Consider the following 15542-nt stretch of genomic DNA (forward strand, 5'->3'; position numbering starts at 1 on the left):
GGCTGATACCGCTGCTGATCGTGATTTACGTGCTGGCACACCTGGATCGGGTGAACGTGAGCTTCGCCGCGCTCACCATGAACCAGGATCTCGGCTTCTCGGACGCGGTGTACGGCCTCGGCGCGGGGCTGTTTTTCTTCGGTTATTTCCTGTTCGAGGTACCGGCCAATCTGCTGCTGGAGCGCATCGGCGCGCGGCGGCTGATCGGCAGCATCATGCTGGTGTGGGGCACGGTGTCGGCGCTGATGGCCTGCGTCGGCACGCCGGCGCAGTTTTACGTCATGCGCTTCGTGCTGGGGGTGGCCGAGTCGGGGCTGTACCCGGGCATCATCCTGTACCTGACGTACTGGTTTCGCGCACGCGACCGCGCCACGGCCATCGGCCAGTTTGCGCTGGCGCTGGCGGTGGCCGGCCTGATTGGCAGCCCGCTGTCGGGCGCCATCATGGACGGCATGGCCGGCGTGCTGAACCTGGCCGGCTGGCAGTGGCTGTTCGTCGTGGAAGGTGTGCCGACGGTGCTGCTGGGCCTGGTGGTGCTGCTGGTGTTGCCGGAGCGCCCGGCGCGCGCCCGTTGGCTCGATCAGGCCCAGCGCGACTGGCTGGAAGCGGCGCTGGCCGCCGAGCGCGCCGCCGCCGGCCCGGCGCAGCACGGCACGCTGCGCCAGATGTTTCACCCGACGGTGCTGCTGTTGGCGGGGGCGTATTTTCTGTTTCTGGGCTCGTTCACCGGGGTGATTTTCTGGAGCCCCAAGCTGGTGCACGCGCTCGATGCGAGCCTCAGCGCCACCGCCGTCGGCTGGGTGGTGGGGGCGCCGTATTTGTTGTTCGGGCTGGCGCTGGTCGGTTGGGGCCGGCACTCGGACCGCAGCGGCGAACGGCACTGGCATGTCTCGATCGGCGCGCTCGCGGCGGCGGCCGGCTATGTGGTCATGGCCTATGCGGGCAGCGTGGGGCAGGTGCTGGCCGGCATGCTGCTGGCACTGCTGGGCGCCGGGGCGGCGTTCAGTTGTTTTTGGGGCTTGGTGACGGCCACGCTGCCGCCGGCCATGGCGGCGGTCGGCATCGCGGTGGTCAATTCGCTGGGGGCGCTGGGGGCGTTTGCCACGGTGGCGGCGCTCGGCCGGCTGCTGGAGCTGACGCACAGCTACCGGCCGGGGGTGCTGATGTTCGCCGTGGCCGCGGTGGCGGCGGCGCTGCTGGTGCAGGCGGTGCCGCGGCGCGCGCCGGGCCAGCCAGGGTAAGCGGCGCGGCGCAGACCTGAAGCCCCGCAGGAGCGGCTTTAGCCGCGAACTGCCCAGGCGCGGCTGGACCGGGGATTCGGATTCGCGGCTGAGGCCGCTCCTACAATTTTTTAAACCGGGGCGGCCGATTTTTTCAAAACGGGGCCGCTACTGGATGTGCCCCAGGATGCCGTCCAGCTCGTCCAGGCTGTTGTAGCGGATCACCAGCTTGCCGCCGCGGCGGCCGTGTTCGATGCTGACCTTGGCCCCCAGGCGCTCGGCGAGGGTTTGTTCGAGCTGGCGCACGTCGGCGCTGGCGGCGCGCGGCGCGGGTTTGTGCTCGCCGCGCAGGTGGCGGGCCACCAGTTGCTCGGTCTGGCGCACCGACAGACCCTGCGCCACCACGCGCTCGGCAAAGGCGACCTGATCGGCGGCTTCGAGCGCCAGCAGCGCGCGGGCGTGGCCCATCTCGAGCCGGCGCTGTTCGACCAGTTCGCGCACCTGTGGCGCGAGCTGGCGCAGGCGCAGCAGGTTGCTCACCGCCACGCGCGAGCGGCCGACGGCGCGCGCCACCTGCTCGTGGGTGAGGCCGAATTCGCGCGTCAGGCGCTCGAGCGCGTCGGCCTCTTCCATGGCGTTGAGGTCCTGGCGCTGGATGTTCTCGATCAGCGCCACGGCGGCCGCGGCGTCGTCCGGAATGTCGCGCACGATGGCCGGGATGTCGTGCAGGCCGGCCAGCTGCGAGGCGCGCCAGCGCCGCTCCCCGGCGATCAGCTCGTAGCGCTGGTCGGCGATGCGCCGCACCACCACCGGCTGCACCACGCCCTGGGCGCGGATGGAGTCGGCCAGCGCGGCGAGTTCTTCCTCGCCGATGTGCCGGCGCGGCTGGTAGCGGCCGCGCTCGATGTGCTCGATCGGCAGGCGCAGCAGCCGCTCGCCGGCGGCGGCCGGCGCGGTGCTACTGAGCAGCGCCTCGAGGCCGCGGCCGAGTCCCCGTTTTTGGCTCATTCGATTTCGCTGGATTTCAGGTGGTGCCGGCGCAGCATTTCGCCGGTCAGGGTAAGGAATGCGGTACTGCCGACGCAGGCGCGGTCGTAGTCGAGCACCGGCTGGCCGTGCGAGGGCGCCTCGGCCACGCGCACGTTGCGCGGGATGACGGTGCGGTACAGGCGCTCGCCGAAATGCTGCTGCAGCTGCTCGGACACGTCGCGCGACAGGCGGCTGCGCGGGTCGAACATGCTGCGCAAGACGCCCTCCACGTGCAGGCCGGGATTGGCGCTGGCGGCGATGTCGGCGATGGTGTCGAGCAGGTCCGACAGGCCCTCGAGCGCGTAGTACTCGCACTGCATGGGGATCAGCACCGAGCCGGCGGCGGTGAGCGCGTTCACGGTCAGCATGTCGAGCGCCGGCGGGCAGTCGATCAGCACGTAGTGGTACTCGTCGGCCACCGCGCCGAGCGCGTCGCGCAGGCGAAACTCGCGCCGCTCGAGCTGCAGCAGCTGCACCTTGGCGGCGGTGAGATCCGCATTGGCCGGCAGCACGTCGAAGCCGGCCGGCACGCCGCGGCGGGCTGCCGCCAGCGGCGCCTCGCCGGTCAGCACCTCCAGCGTGGAGGGATTGGCGGCGCGCTTGTCGATGCCGCTGCCGGTGGTGGCGTTGCCCTGCGGGTCGAGGTCGATCAGCAGCACGCGTTGGCGCGCGCGGGCCAGGCCCGCCGCCAGATTGACGCTGGTGGTGGTCTTGCCGACCCCGCCTTTCTGGTTGGCGATGGCGATGATGCGTGGCATGGGTATTCGAACCGGCTTGGCGGGCGGCGACACTTTACCCGACCGCCCGCCGCGCCAGCACCACCAGCGTGCGGTGCTCGCGGCCGGGCTGGGCCGGCAGGGCGTGCGTGGCCAGGTGCTCGAACTGCGCCGGCAGGTCGGCGAGCTCGGCCGCGACGGCGGGCCCTTTCAGCGCCAACACCTGCCCGCCCGGCGCGCACAAATGGCCGAGCAGGTGCAGCAGACGCGGCAGCGGCGCGAAGGCGCGCGCGATCACCACCGGGAAGGGCACAGCGGGCCGGAAATCCTCGGCCCGCGCGCGGATCACCTCCACGTTGCCAAGGCCGAGCTGCAGCGCCGCGTGCTGCACGAAGCGCGTCTTTTTGAGGTTGCTGTCGAGCAGCACGTGCCGCGTGGCCGGACGGGCGATGGCCAGCGGCAGGCCGGGAAACCCGGCGCCGGTGCCCACATCCAGCAGCGCGCCGGCCGGCAGGTAGGGCAGCACGGCGAGGCTGTCGATGAGATGCCCGGTCACCTGCTCGGCCGGCGTGCGCAGCGCCGTCAGGTTGAAATGGCGGTTCCAGGTTTCGAGCAGGCGCAGCAGCTCGATGCACTGCTCGCGCGCCGGCTCGGGAAGGTCAATGCGAAGCGCGACCAATCCCTGGTCGAGCAGGCGGCGGGCGGCCGGCCAGTCGCCCGCCGGATCAGGCCGCATCGATCACGGCGCGGTGACGCTTCAGGTGCACCAGCAACAGCGAGATGGCGGCGGGTGTGACGCCCGGCACGCGGCTGGCCTGGCCGAGCGTGGCCGGTCTGGCGGCGGCGAGCTTCTGTCGCACCTCGTGCGACAGGCCGCGGATGGCGAAGTAGTCGAGATCGGCCGCCAGCGGCGTCGTTTCGTGGTGGCGCTGGCGCTCGATCTCGGCCCGCTGGCGTTCGAGATAGCCGTCGTATTTCAGGTCGATTTCGAGCTGCGCGGTGGCCTCGCCGTGCGCGTGCGGCTCGCCCAGGCCCGGCAGGCGGTGCAGGGCGGCGTAATCGACGCCCGGCCGGCGCAGCAGCTCGAGCGCCGTCACCTCGCGCGTGAGCGGCCCGCCGAGCAGGCCGTGCTCGGCCTCGCCCATGTGCTGCGGGCGCAGCAGGATGCTGGCAAGACGCGCTTTTTCGGCGGCGATCACCTCCTGCTTGCGACAGAACTGCGCCCAGCGCGTGTCGTCCACCAGACCCAGTTCGCGGCCGACCGGCGTCAGGCGCTGGTCGGCGTTGTCCTCGCGCAGGTACAGCCGGTATTCGGCGCGCGAGGTGAACATGCGGTACGGCTCGCGCGTGCCGCGGGTGGTCAGATCGTCGATCAGTACGCCGATATAGGCCTCGTCGCGGCGCGGCCACCAGGGTTCCTGGTCGCGGGCGCGGCGGGCGGCGTTGATGCCGGCGACGAGACCTTGCGCGGCGGCCTCCTCGTAGCCGGTGGTGCCGTTGATCTGCCCGGCGAAGAACAGATCACCGAGCGCCTGCGTTTCCAGCCACGGGTGCAGCGCGCGCGGGTCGAAAAAGTCGTACTCGATGGCGTAGCCGGGGCGCAGGATGTGCGCGTGCTCGAAGCCGGCGATGGAGCGCACCAGCTCGATCTGCACGTCGAACGGCAGGCTGGTGGAGATGCCGTTCGGGTACACCTCGCAGGTGCCGAGACCTTCCGGTTCCACGAAAATCTGGTGCGCCGCCTTGTCGGCAAAGCGCACCACCTTGTCCTCGATGGACGGGCAGTAGCGCGGCCCCACGCCCTCGATGGCACCGGCGTACATGGGCGAGCGGTGCAGGTTGGCGCGGATGATGTCGTGCGTGCGCTCGCAGGTGTAGGTGAGGTGGCAGCTGACCTGCCGCGGGTGCAGGTCGGCATGACCGAGGTACGAGAACACCGGCGTCGGCGTGTCGCCGGGCTGCTCGGTGAGGCGTGCGTAGTCGATGCTGCGGCCGTCCAGGCGCGGTGGCGTGCCGGTCTTGAGCCGCCCGACCGGCAGATCGAGTTCGCGCAGGCGCCGCGCCAGCGCCACGGCCGGCGCGTCACCGGCCCGCCCGCCGCCGTAGTGCTGCTCGCCGATGTGGATGACGCCGCCCAGGAACGTGCCGGTGGTCAGCACCACCGCACGGGCGGTGAAGGTCAGCCCCATCTGCGTGGTGACGCCGCGCACCCGGCCGTGCTCGACGACCAAATCCTCTACGTTCTGCTGGAACAGGTGCAGGTTCGGCTGCGCCTCGACCATGCCGCGCACGATTTGCCGGTACAGCGCCCGGTCGGCCTGCGCGCGGGTGGCGCGCACCGCCGGGCCCTTGCTGCGGTTCAGCACCCGGAACTGAATGCCGGCCCGGTCCGCCGCCAGCGCCATGGCGCCGCCCAGCGCGTCGATCTCGCGCACCAGATGGCTCTTGCCGATGCCACCGATGGCCGGGTTGCAGGACATCTGGCCGATGGTTTCGAGGTTTTGGGTCAGCAGCAGCGTGGCCGCGCCGCTGCGCGCGGCGGCCAGCGCGGCCTCGACACCGGCATGGCCGGCGCCGACCACGATCACATCGAAGGGACGGTCATACTGCATGGAAGGCAAACGAGGCGGGTAGGCGAACCGGCTATGATAGGCGCCTGCACCTGTCCCTGTCAGGCCGAGTCCGGCCATCTGCCCGCATGACCACACCCCGCAAACTGCACGTCAAGACCCTTGGCTGTCAGATGAACGCGTACGACTCGCAGCGCATCGCCGATGTGCTGGCCAAGTCGCACGGGCTCACGCCCACCGACGACCCGGCCGAGGCCGACGTGCTGCTGCTGAACACTTGCTCCATCCGCGAGAAGGCGCAGGAGAAGGTGTTCTCGGAACTCGGCGCCTGGTGGCACGCCTACAAGCAGGCGCGACCCGACGTGATCATCGGCGTGGGCGGCTGCGTGGCCAGCCAGGAGGGCGAGCGCCTGCGCGCGCGGGCGCCGTACGTGGACCTGGTGTTCGGCCCGCAGACCATCCACCGCCTGCCGCTGCTGCTGAATCAGGCCCTGGGCCGCCGCGCGGCGGTGGACGTGAGCTTCCCGGAAATCGAGAAGTTCGATCATCTGCCGCTGCCGCGCGCGACCGGCCCCACGGCGTTCGTGTCGATCATGGAGGGCTGCTCGAAGTACTGCAGCTTCTGTGTGGTGCCGTACACGCGCGGCGAGGAATTCAGCCGCCCGCTGCTGGACGTGCTGACCGAAATCGCCGTCTACACCGAGCAGGGCGTGCGCGAGGTGACGCTGCTCGGGCAGAACGTGAACGCCTACCGCGGCGCCACGCCCCGCGGTGGGGTGGCGGACCTGGCCGAGCTGATCGGCCAGGCGGCGCAGATCGAGGCGCTCGCGCGCATCCGTTTCACTACCTCGCACCCGGTCGAATTCACCGATCGCCTGATCGCGGCCTACGCCGACCAGCCCAAGCTCGCCGCGCATTTGCACCTGCCGGTGCAAAGCGGCTCGGACCGCATCCTGCGCGCCATGAAGCGCGGCCACACGGCAGCCGAGTACCTCGAAAAGATCGAGCGCGTGCGCGCGGCCCGACCGGGCCTCAGCCTGACCACCGACATCATCGTCGGCTTCCCGGGCGAGACCGAGGACGACTTCGCCGCCACGCTGGCGCTGGTGGAGGCGGCCGGCTTCGACGAGGCGTTCAGCTTCATCTACAGCGCCCGGCCTGGCACGCCGGCCGCGGCGCTGCCCGACGACACGCCGGTCGAGGTCAAGAAAGAGCGCCTGGCGCGCCTGCAGGCACTGATCGAGCGGCAGTCACGGGCGTTTGCCGCCGGCTTGCTCGGCAGCGTGCAGACGGTGCTGGTGGAAGGCCCCGCCAAGCGCGGCGCGGGCGAGCTGCAGGGTCGGATCGGCGCCAACCGGGTGGTAAACTTCGCCGCACCCGAGCCACTCATAGGCCAATTGGTGGACGTCAAAATCACCTCCGCTTCTGCTCACACCCTGCGCGGCGAGCCGGTCGGCTCGCGCCACGCCGCGTGACCGCACCGGCCCAAGCCGCTGCCGAGTCGGCGGTGACCGAGATCACCCTGGAACCCGGCGACAACGCCCGCCTGGCGCGCCTGTGCGGGCCGCTCGACGCGCACATCGGCCAGGTCGAGCGCCACTTCGGCGTCGTCATCCGCCGCCACGGCCACTCGTTCGCCATCAGCGGCGCGCCGGAGCCGGTCGCCGGCGCTGGGGCGGCCCTCAAAACCCTGTATGCCGAGACCGCCGGCAGCGAAGAGCTGTCAGCCGCCAAGGTGCACCTGCTGGTACGCGGCAGCGAGGCCGGCGCCGACGACGAGCCGGTGGTGGCGGTCGGCCGGCGCCTGCAAGTGCGTGCCCGCGGCAAGCGCCAGGCAGACTACCTGCGCGCCATCCAGACCCACGACATCAACTTCGCGGTCGGCCCGGCCGGCACCGGCAAGACGTATCTGGCGGTCGCCTGCGCCGTGCAGGCGCTGCTGGACGAGGCGGTGCAGCGGCTGGTGCTGGTGCGCCCAGCGGTCGAGGCCGGCGAGAAGCTCGGCTTCCTGCCGGGTGATTTGGCGCAAAAGGTCGATCCGTACCTGCGGCCGATTTACGACGCGCTGTACGAAATGCTGAGTTTCGAGCGCGTCGGCAAGCTCATCGAACGGCACGTGATCGAAATCGCGCCGCTCGCCTACATGCGCGGGCGCACGCTGAACGAGGCGTTCATCATCCTCGACGAGGCGCAGAACACCACGCCCGAGCAGATGAAGATGTTCCTGACGCGTATCGGCTTCGGTTCGACCGCGGTCATCACCGGCGACGTGACGCAGGTGGACCTGCCGGCAGGCAAGCCGTCGGGACTCAAACACGTGCTCGGCGTGCTGCAGGGCGTGGAGGGCATTTCGTTCAGTTTCTTCTCCGCCCGCGACGTGGTGCGCCACCCGCTGGTCGAGCGCATCGTCAACGCCTATGAGCGCGACGCCGAGTCCCGCGACCGAAGTTGACATCGACCGCGCCAGCGCCGTGCCGGCGCCGGACGATGAAACCCTCATCGCCTGGGCCGAGGCGGCGCTGGACGCGCTTGGCCTGCACGGCGTGAGCGTGGCGGTGCGCCTGGTCGATGCCGAAGAGGCGCAGGCGCTGAACCGCGACTACCGCGGCAAGGATTACGTGCCGAACGTGCTGTCGTTTCCGGTCAGCGACGACTTTCCGCTACCGCCCGGCCAGGCGCGTCCGCTCGGCGACATCGTGCTGTGCCTGCCGGTGATCGCCGCCGAGGCCGCCGAGTACGGCAAGACCTTCGATCAGCGCCTGGCGCACCTGCTGATCCACGGCATCCTGCACCTGGCCGGCTACACGCACGACGACGAGCCCGAGCGGCTCGCCATGGAAGCGCTCGAGACGGCCATCATGGCCGGGCTCGGTTTTCCGGCTCCCTACGATGGCCAATAACGACCACCACGCCGGTCTGTTGCAGCGCATCGGCCACGCCCTGTTCGGCGAGCCGATCGACCGCGACTGGCTGATTCGGCACCTGAAGGACGCCGAGGCGGCGGCGGTGCTCGACGCCGGCACGCTGGCCATGATCGAGGGCGTGCTCACCATGGGTGAGCGGCAGGTGCGCGACATCATGGTGCCGCGCTCGCAGCTGGTCACCATGCACCGCGACGACGACCTGGCGGCGCTGGTGCGCGTGGTGGTCGACAGCGGCCACTCGCGTTACCCGGTGATCGGCGACGACCGCGACGAGGTGGTCGGCATCCTGCTGGCCAAGGACCTGCTGGCGTATCTGGAACCCGGCCGGCCGGTGCCGTTCGCGCTGCGCGACGTGCTGCGCCCGGCGGTGTTCGTGCCCGAGAGCAAGCGCCTGAATGTGTTGCTGCGCGAGTTCCGGCAGACGCGCAACCACATGGCGATCGTGGTCGACGAGTACGGCGGCGTGGCCGGCCTGGTCACCATCGAGGACATCCTGGAGCAGATCGTCGGCGAAATCGAGGACGAATACGACTTCGACGAGGACGAGGCCGACATCCAGCCGGCCGACGACGGCAGCGTCCTGGTCAGCGGCCTGACGCCGATCGAGGATTTCAACGCCTATTTCGGGACCGCGTTCAGCGATGACGAATTCGACACCGTGGGCGGCCTGCTGGCGCAACAGTTCGGGCACCTGCCGCAGGTCGGCGAGCGCATCGAGTACCAGGGCTGCGAGTTCGAGGTGACCGCCGCCGACGCCCGGCGCATCGGCCAGGTGCGGGTGCGCCGGCCGGCGGTCGAGCCCGTGCCGGACGACGGCTGAGAGCCTGTGAATTTTTCAAGCTCCGAGGCCGGCCAGGGATGGCCGGACGCGAATCGAGCCCTTGAGGGCTCGATTCGCGTGAGCACGTCCGGGGGTGTTCCGGACGGGCGACGCAAGAAATGCGCAGCACGCGCATTTCTTCACAAACCCTGAGCGCCGTGCCGGTCCGCAGCCGTCGCGCCGGTCTGCTGCTGGCGGCACTGGCCGGCGGCCTCATGCCGCTGGCGTATGCGCCGTTCGGTCTGTGGCCGCTGGCGCCGCTGGCACTGGCGGTGCTGTTCGCGCTGGGCCGGGACGCGCCGGCGCGCCTGGCCGGCGCGTTCGGTTATGTGTTCGGTCTGGCCTGGTTCGCCGGCGGCGTGCACTGGGTGTTCGTCAGCTGCTACCGCTACGGCAACATGGATGCGCTGAGCGCCGCCGCCTGCACGGCGGCGCTGGTGGCGTATCTGGCGCTGTTTCCGGCGCTGGCACTGTACGGCGCCCGGCGCCTGGGCGGCGGTCAGGGTTTCCTGCTGGCGGCGCCGGGGGCGTTCGGCCTTGCCGAATGGCTGCGCTCGTGGCTGCTGACCGGCTTTCCGTGGCTCGCCCCGGGCTACAGCCAGATCGATAGCCCGCTGGCCGCCTATGCGCCGCTGGCCGGCGTGGCCGGCGTGGGGCTGGCGCTGACCGCGACCGCAGCGGCGCTGGTCGCGCTGCTGGTGCCGCCGCGCCACCCCGGCCCGGCGCTGCTCGCGCTCGTCCTGCTCGGAGGCGGCGCCGTCTGGTTGCAGCGGTTCGACTGGAGCGCGCCCGCCGGGCCTGTGCTGCAGGTGGCGCTGCTGCAGGGCAACGTCGAGCAGCAGGTGAAATGGGACCCGGCGCAGTTCGACGCCACCCTGGCGCGGTATCTCAAGCTGACCGCCGCCGAGCGCGATGCCGACGTCATCATCTGGCCGGAAAACGCCATCCCGGCCTTACCGAGCGAGGTGCCGGCCGGTTACTTCGACGCCGTGCGCGCGGCGGCCGGCACGGCGGCGGTGCTGATCGGCATGCCGACCGGCTCGCCGCAGGGGCCCTACTACAACGCCGTGTGGCAACTGACGCCACCGGGCGGCGAGTACCGCAAGCGGCATTTGGTGCCGTTTGGCGAGTACGTGCCGCTGAAGCGGCAGATCGGGCCACTGCTGGACATTCTCGCCGTGCCGATGTCGGATTTTTCATCCGGCGGGGCAGGGCAGGCACCGTTGGCGGTGGCCGGCACGCAGGCGGCGGCGTCGGTGTGCTACGAAATCCTGTTCCCGCAGGAAATGCGCGCTGGCGCCGCGGCCGGCTGGCTGGTCAACGTCAGCAACGACGGCTGGTTCGGTGATTCGATCGCCCCGGCGCAGCATCTGGACATCGCCCGTATGCGGGCGCGCGAGCTGGCCCGGCCGCTGGCGCGTGCCACCAACACCGGCATCACGGCGCTCATCGACGCCCGCGGCCGCATCAGCGCCCGCGCCGCGCCGTTCACGGTGACGACGCTGCGCGGCAGGCTCGCGCCGCACCGCGGCCTGACGCCGTTTGCCCGCTACGGTGAAGCGCCGGTCACCGTGCTGTGCCTGGCGCTGTGTGCGCTCACATGGCGGCGGACGCGCGGCTTGCCTCAGCCACCGCCGGCCAACTGACGCAGCGCCCGGCGGTTGGTCTTGCCGCTGTTGCCGCGCGGCAGCTCGTCCAGGAAGTGATACGCCCGCGGGCGCTGGTAGCCCGGCAGATCGGAGCTGGCGACGTGCGCGTCGAGCGCCGCGGCATCGAGCGCCGGGTCCTTGCGCACCACGAACGCCACGATGCGCTGGCCCCACTCGGCATCGGGCAGGCCAACCACGGCGGCCTCCGCCACGCCGGGGTGCGCCAGCAGCACGTTCTCGATCGGCCCCGGCATGACGTTGATGCCGCCGGAGATCATCATGTCGTCCACCCGGCCGCGCACGTACAGATAGCCGTCGGCATCGAAGGTGCCGAGATCCCCCGATCGCCACCACGGCCCCACAAACTTGGCACGCGACAATTCGGGATCGCACCAGAACTCCTGCGCCAGCGACGGGCCGGAAATGAGGATCTCGCCTTCCTCGCCGGGCGGCAGTTCGTCATCCGGGCTGCCGCCGACCGCCACCACGCGCACTTCGGAATTCAGCAGCGGCTTGCCGACGCTGTCGATCTTGTCCGGCCGCGCCAGGTCTTCGGGGAACATCGCCGTGCCGCCCGAAACCGCCGTCTCGGTGGTGGAATAACAATTGATGACGCGCGGGCAGATGCGTGTTCGGATGGCCTCCAGCGTCGGCCGGTCCATCACCTCACCGGCAAAGCCCACCTGTTTGAGCGAGGACAGGTCGTAGCTTTCCACGTCCTCGCGCAGCAGCAGTCGCCACATGGTCGGCACCAGCAGCAGGTTGGTCAGGCGCTCCTCGGCTACGGTGCTCAGCACGCGCTTGGGGTCCCAGTGGTGATGAAACACCTGCCGGGCGCCGATGTTGAAGTAGGGCAGGGCAAGGTTCGCCCAACCCATGAATGAGGTGGTGAACATGTTGACCGTGCTGCTGTGCGGCGTGAGCCCGAACGGGTACACGGCGGCGCGGCAGCTCTCGATCAGCTTGGCGTGGGTGTGCAGCACGCCCTTGGGGATGCCGGTGGTGCCCGAGGTGAGCACGATGGCGGCCAGATCGTGCCCGGCCAGCGCCATCGGCTCGAAGTCGAGCCGGTAGCGGGGCAGGTCATCCGGGATCAGCGGCTCGTCGCCCTGGCGGACGAGCTGCGGCGGGGTCGCTTCGCTGCGTGCCCGCACGTAGCCGGTGATGAGCGGCACCTCGGCGCGGATGTGCGCCACCTGCTCGGCGAACACGCCGTCGTAGATGAGCGCCCGCGGTGAGATACGCTCGAGTGTCTTGATGAGGATCGGCAGCTTCTCGCGCACGTGCAGCGCCACCGGCACCGCGCCGAGCTCCCAGCAGCCGTACAGCGCGATCGGGTGGATGGTGGACGGCAGCATCATCAGCGCCACCCGGTCCCCCTTGCGCACGCCCAGGCGAAACAGCAGCGCGGCGGCCTGCTGGGCGCGTTCGAGCAGCTGCCGGTAGGTGTAGCGGTGCAGGCTGTCGACCAGCGCTTCACTGTCGGCGTGGTGGCGGGCGGTGCGGTGCAGCGCCTGGCGCAGATTCGGGCCGCGGGACTCGGGCATGGACGGGTTCTCCACGCATGGCCGGGTATGGGCCCGGCTCGGTGTCGGGTCGTGAGGTCATCCGTGACCAAGCCTGTCCGCCACGGGCGACGGACGGCAAGATAGTGCCATGTAGCGAGCCGGCCGGGCGCAGCATGGCGCTACCATGACCGGTGTCGGTGGCGAGGTGGAGCGCAGACGACCATGCGAGCCGTCGCGGGATCGATCGTTCTGGCGGCATGCGCTGTTGCCGTGCCCGTCCGCGCACACGACTGCTTGGTCTCGGGCGGCTACGCCCAGTGCGACGACGGTACGAGCTATGTCTATGGGGACGGCGCCGCGGCGGGTTCGGATGGCAGCACCGTCATCCGTACACCCGATGGCGTGTACATCGGCCACCACCATCCGCGCGGTGCGCAGCGTTACGCCCCGACACCCGACCCGCGCCTGGGCGACGAGGCGCACCCGGGCTGCAAGACGGTGAATGGCCGCGCGGTGTGCGGCTGAGAGCGTGTGAATTTTTCAAGCTCCGAGGCCGGCCGGGCGTGTACCGGACGGGCGACGCAAGAAATGCGCAGGACGCGCATTTGTTCACAAACTCTGAGGCTGCCGCTGATCAATGCAGCGCTTCCGAACCCTGCGGTGACGCAGGCCACCGCGCACGCCGTGGACGTGCGCCGGTCTTGAATTGATGTCAGGAAAGCAATAAAAAAGGTGGCGTCCCCGCTCCCCCACAGATAGAGGACGCCACCCCATCCCTGGACCGCCGCGCGGCCGACCGGGATAACCGTTGACCGCCACCCCTGCGGTGGCGGTTGGCGGCTGGGTTTCCCCGTCGCCGAATTCGTGTTCATCATTTCACGCCCGCCACGCGGCGGGCTTGACGCCGGTCAACGCGGCGTCGGTCGTGACATCAGGTAAGCGCCTGACCGAAGCTCGGAATCATCTCCCGGCCGTGGAAGAAGATGGCGCGCGCCGCCTCGTCCTCGGTCCACGTGACCACGTCGTTGTCGTGGTAGGGGAAGGTGCCGCCGGCGTAAGTCTCGTTGCGGTTGCCGGACGGGTCGAAAAAATACGTCGTCAGCCCGCGCGTGAGGCCGTGGCGGGACGGCGTCAGCTCGGTGCGCACGCGGTAACGGGATTGCAAATCCGCCGCGCGCAGCACGTCGTGCCAGCTTTCCACATAAAAGCCGACGTGGTGCAGCTTGCCGTTCGGACCTTTGATGAAGGCGATGTCGTGCGCCTTGTTGGTGATGTGCAGGAACGACGCCAGCAGGCCGCCTTCTTTGTTGATCAGGCGCTCGCTTTGGTGAAAGTCGAGCCCTTCCACGAAAAACCGCGTCACGCCTTCCAGGTCCTCGCCGGTCAGCAGCACGTGGTCGAAGCGGTTCACGCCGATGCCGCTGAGGTTGTCCGGCCAGGGCTCGGGATTGGTGTTGCCGACGGCGACGCCGACCCGCTCCATCTGCTGGTAGAACTCGACCCGATGGCCGGTGGGGAGCGTGGTGGCCACGGCCTCGCCCTCGCCGATGCGGCTGCCGGCCGATACCCGCTGCACCGGAAAACCGAACCGCTCGCAGGCGCTTTCGATGCGCGCCAGATCATCCGCGAAGCGCACCTTGAAGGCGACGTGATCGAGCCCGGCGCGGTCGGTTTCCTTCAGGATCACGCTGTGGTGATCGTACTCGTCCCAGCCCTTGAAATAGGCCGTACCGGGCGCGCTGGCGGTTTCGGCGAGGCCCAGGAACTCACCGTAATGGCGACGGGCCTCGTTGAGGTCCAGGACGTTGATGGCGACTTTGCCGATACGCAGGATGCTCATGCTGGAATTCCTCGCTTGGCTTGCGGGGGCAAGCGGACGCAGGGCATTCTGCGGCGCCGCGGCGGCCGGGGATTGACGGCTGTCAAGCCGCATCGCCATCGCCGGCTTTGGCAAGCGGTGGCGATGCGGTAGCGCTGGGGGGGCGCCGAAACATCCCGTTCTCGAATGTTTTCAGCTCGCCGCGGCGCGCCTCACGCCCGTGCGGTGACCCCCGAGCCGACGGCACACGCCATCGACTCAGGCTGCTCGCCGGACATCGGCCGCGGCCCACCCGCGCCGTGCAGGTAATAACGGTTTTTGCCGGACTGCTTGGCCTCGTACATGGCATGGTCGGCCTGGCGCAGCAACTGGTCGGCACTGCTTGCCTGTGAATCCGGGTAGATCGCGACGCCGATGCTGGCCGTCACCTGCAGCGCCACGCCGTCGACGACCACCGGTTCGCTGGCAGCTGCCAGCAGGCGCTCGACCATTGGCAGGCAGTCGCCATCGCCGTCGAGGTCACCCAGCACCGCCACGAATTCGTCGCCCCCCAGGCGCGCCAGGGTGTCTTCTTCCCGGATGATCGTCTTCATGCGCCCGGCGATGGTCGTCAACAGGCGGTCACCGGCAGCGTGGCCGTGCGCGTCGTTGACGGCCTTGAAACCGTCGAGGTCGATGTATGCCACCGCCAGTCGATGTTCGTGGCGATCGCTGCGGGCCATCGCCTGCTGCAGCCGGTCGGTCAGCAGGGCGCGGTTGGGCAGGCCGGTCAGCGCGTCGTGGTAGGCCATCTGCTCGAGCTGTTCCTGCTGCAGTTTCAGCAGGGTGATGTCGGTCAGGACGGCGATGTGGTGCGTCACCTTGCCGTTGTCGTCGCGCACGGCGTTGATGTGCAACGTGGCCGTGTAGGGCTCGCCGTCGGGGCGCCGGCCGCTGACTTCGCCGAGCCAGCGGCCATGCTTGCGCAAGCTCTGCTGCACGTGGGCGAACGATGCGCCGGCCGGATACTGCACCGGCAGTTCGTGCGCGGACCGGCCGACCAGTTCGACCTCGTCCGGGTAACCCATGATGCGCTTGAGCGCCTCGTTGACGGCCAGGATGCGGTTGTCGGGATCGCTGATGACGATACCCTCGCCGGCATGCATGAACACGCTGGCGGCGATCCGCAGCCAGCGCTGGTTTTCGCGCTCGACCGTGATGTCACGCGCCAGGACCAGAAAGCGCGTCGTCGTGTCAGCGCAGTCGATGGCGCTGATCGACAGTTCGATGTCACGCAGTCCGGCTGGC

At 69.8% G+C, this 15542-nt stretch carries 14 protein-coding genes; 7 read left to right on the forward strand and 7 right to left on the reverse strand.

The genetic code is table 11. The annotated features are described in order from the left end of the window. On the forward strand, positions 1-1241 hold a 1241-nt coding region (locus tag PHC73_RS04495; protein WP_300124963.1), incomplete at its 5' end, for an MFS transporter. Positions 1242-1388: 147 nt separating this feature from the next. On the opposite strand, the gene PHC73_RS04500 is transcribed toward PHC73_RS04495, so the two are convergent. The 4 genes from PHC73_RS04500 to mnmG are packed head-to-tail and all read right to left on the reverse strand — an operon-like array spanning position 1389 to position 5577. Then, positions 1389-2228 (reverse strand): ParB/RepB/Spo0J family partition protein, encoded by an 840-nt coding sequence (locus PHC73_RS04500; protein WP_300124965.1) that lies wholly within the window; start codon positions 2226-2228, stop codon positions 1389-1391. Continuing rightward, positions 2225-3007, reverse strand: a complete 783-nt coding sequence (locus PHC73_RS04505; RefSeq protein WP_300124968.1) for a ParA family protein — start codon at positions 3005-3007, stop codon at positions 2225-2227. Before PHC73_RS04505 ends, PHC73_RS04500 begins: the two co-directional genes overlap by 4 nt. A gap of 34 nt (positions 3008-3041) precedes the next feature. Then, complete coding sequence (gene rsmG / locus PHC73_RS04510) at positions 3042-3701, reverse strand: 16S rRNA (guanine(527)-N(7))-methyltransferase RsmG (protein ID WP_300124970.1); 660 nt, start codon at positions 3699-3701, stop codon at positions 3042-3044. Further along, positions 3691-5577 (reverse strand): tRNA uridine-5-carboxymethylaminomethyl(34) synthesis enzyme MnmG, encoded by a 1887-nt coding sequence (gene mnmG, locus PHC73_RS04515; protein ID WP_300124973.1) that lies wholly within the window; start codon positions 5575-5577, stop codon positions 3691-3693. The genes rsmG and mnmG overlap by 11 nt, the downstream gene beginning before the upstream one ends. An 86-nt stretch (positions 5578-5663) precedes the next feature. On the opposite strand from mnmG, the gene miaB reads away from it, so the two are divergent. The 5 genes from miaB to lnt all read left to right on the forward strand — a co-directional run bounded on the left by miaB (position 5664) and on the right by lnt (position 10925). Further along, positions 5664-7010, forward strand: a complete 1347-nt coding sequence (gene miaB, locus PHC73_RS04520; protein ID WP_300124975.1) for a tRNA (N6-isopentenyl adenosine(37)-C2)-methylthiotransferase MiaB — start codon at positions 5664-5666, stop codon at positions 7008-7010. Continuing rightward, positions 7007-7987 (forward strand): PhoH family protein, encoded by a 981-nt coding sequence (locus tag PHC73_RS04525; RefSeq protein WP_300124977.1) that lies wholly within the window; start codon positions 7007-7009, stop codon positions 7985-7987. Before miaB ends, PHC73_RS04525 begins: the two co-directional genes overlap by 4 nt. Then, positions 7953-8435 carry an rRNA maturation RNase YbeY gene (ybeY, locus tag PHC73_RS04530; RefSeq protein ID WP_300124979.1) on the forward strand — a complete coding sequence of 161 codons (483 nt, stop codon included), beginning with the start codon at positions 7953-7955 and terminating at the stop codon, positions 8433-8435. The genes PHC73_RS04525 and ybeY overlap by 35 nt, the downstream gene beginning before the upstream one ends. Then, positions 8425-9279: a transporter associated domain-containing protein gene (locus tag PHC73_RS04535; RefSeq protein WP_300124981.1), complete on the forward strand. Its 855-nt coding sequence runs from the start codon at positions 8425-8427 to the stop codon at positions 9277-9279. Before ybeY ends, PHC73_RS04535 begins: the two co-directional genes overlap by 11 nt. 119 nt (positions 9280-9398) lie before the next feature. Then, on the forward strand, positions 9399-10925 hold the full coding sequence (gene lnt, locus PHC73_RS04540) for an apolipoprotein N-acyltransferase (protein ID WP_300124984.1): 1527 nt from the start codon (positions 9399-9401) through the stop codon (positions 10923-10925). Here the strand turns inward: lnt and PHC73_RS04545 are convergent. Further along, positions 10904-12475 (reverse strand): class I adenylate-forming enzyme family protein, encoded by a 1572-nt coding sequence (locus PHC73_RS04545; RefSeq protein ID WP_300124987.1) that lies wholly within the window; start codon positions 12473-12475, stop codon positions 10904-10906. The genes lnt and PHC73_RS04545 overlap by 22 nt on opposite strands. Positions 12476-12706: 231 nt before the next feature. Here PHC73_RS04545 and PHC73_RS04550 point away from each other — a divergent pair, with 231 nt between their 5' ends. Further along, on the forward strand, positions 12707-12961 hold the full coding sequence (locus PHC73_RS04550) for a hypothetical protein (RefSeq protein ID WP_300124989.1): 255 nt from the start codon (positions 12707-12709) through the stop codon (positions 12959-12961). Positions 12962-13367: 406 nt separating this feature from the next. Here PHC73_RS04550 and PHC73_RS04555 read toward each other — a convergent pair whose 3' ends face one another. Beyond that, complete coding sequence (locus tag PHC73_RS04555) at positions 13368-14276, reverse strand: catechol 2,3-dioxygenase (protein WP_300124992.1); 909 nt, start codon at positions 14274-14276, stop codon at positions 13368-13370. Between the two features lie 191 nt (positions 14277-14467). After that, positions 14468-15542: sensor domain-containing diguanylate cyclase (locus tag PHC73_RS04560; protein ID WP_300124995.1), on the reverse strand; the 1075-nt coding region annotated here is incomplete at its 5' end.

The sequence above is a fragment of the Immundisolibacter sp. genome (assembly GCF_028696615.1).
Taxonomy (GTDB): domain Bacteria; phylum Pseudomonadota; class Gammaproteobacteria; order Immundisolibacterales; family Immundisolibacteraceae; genus Immundisolibacter.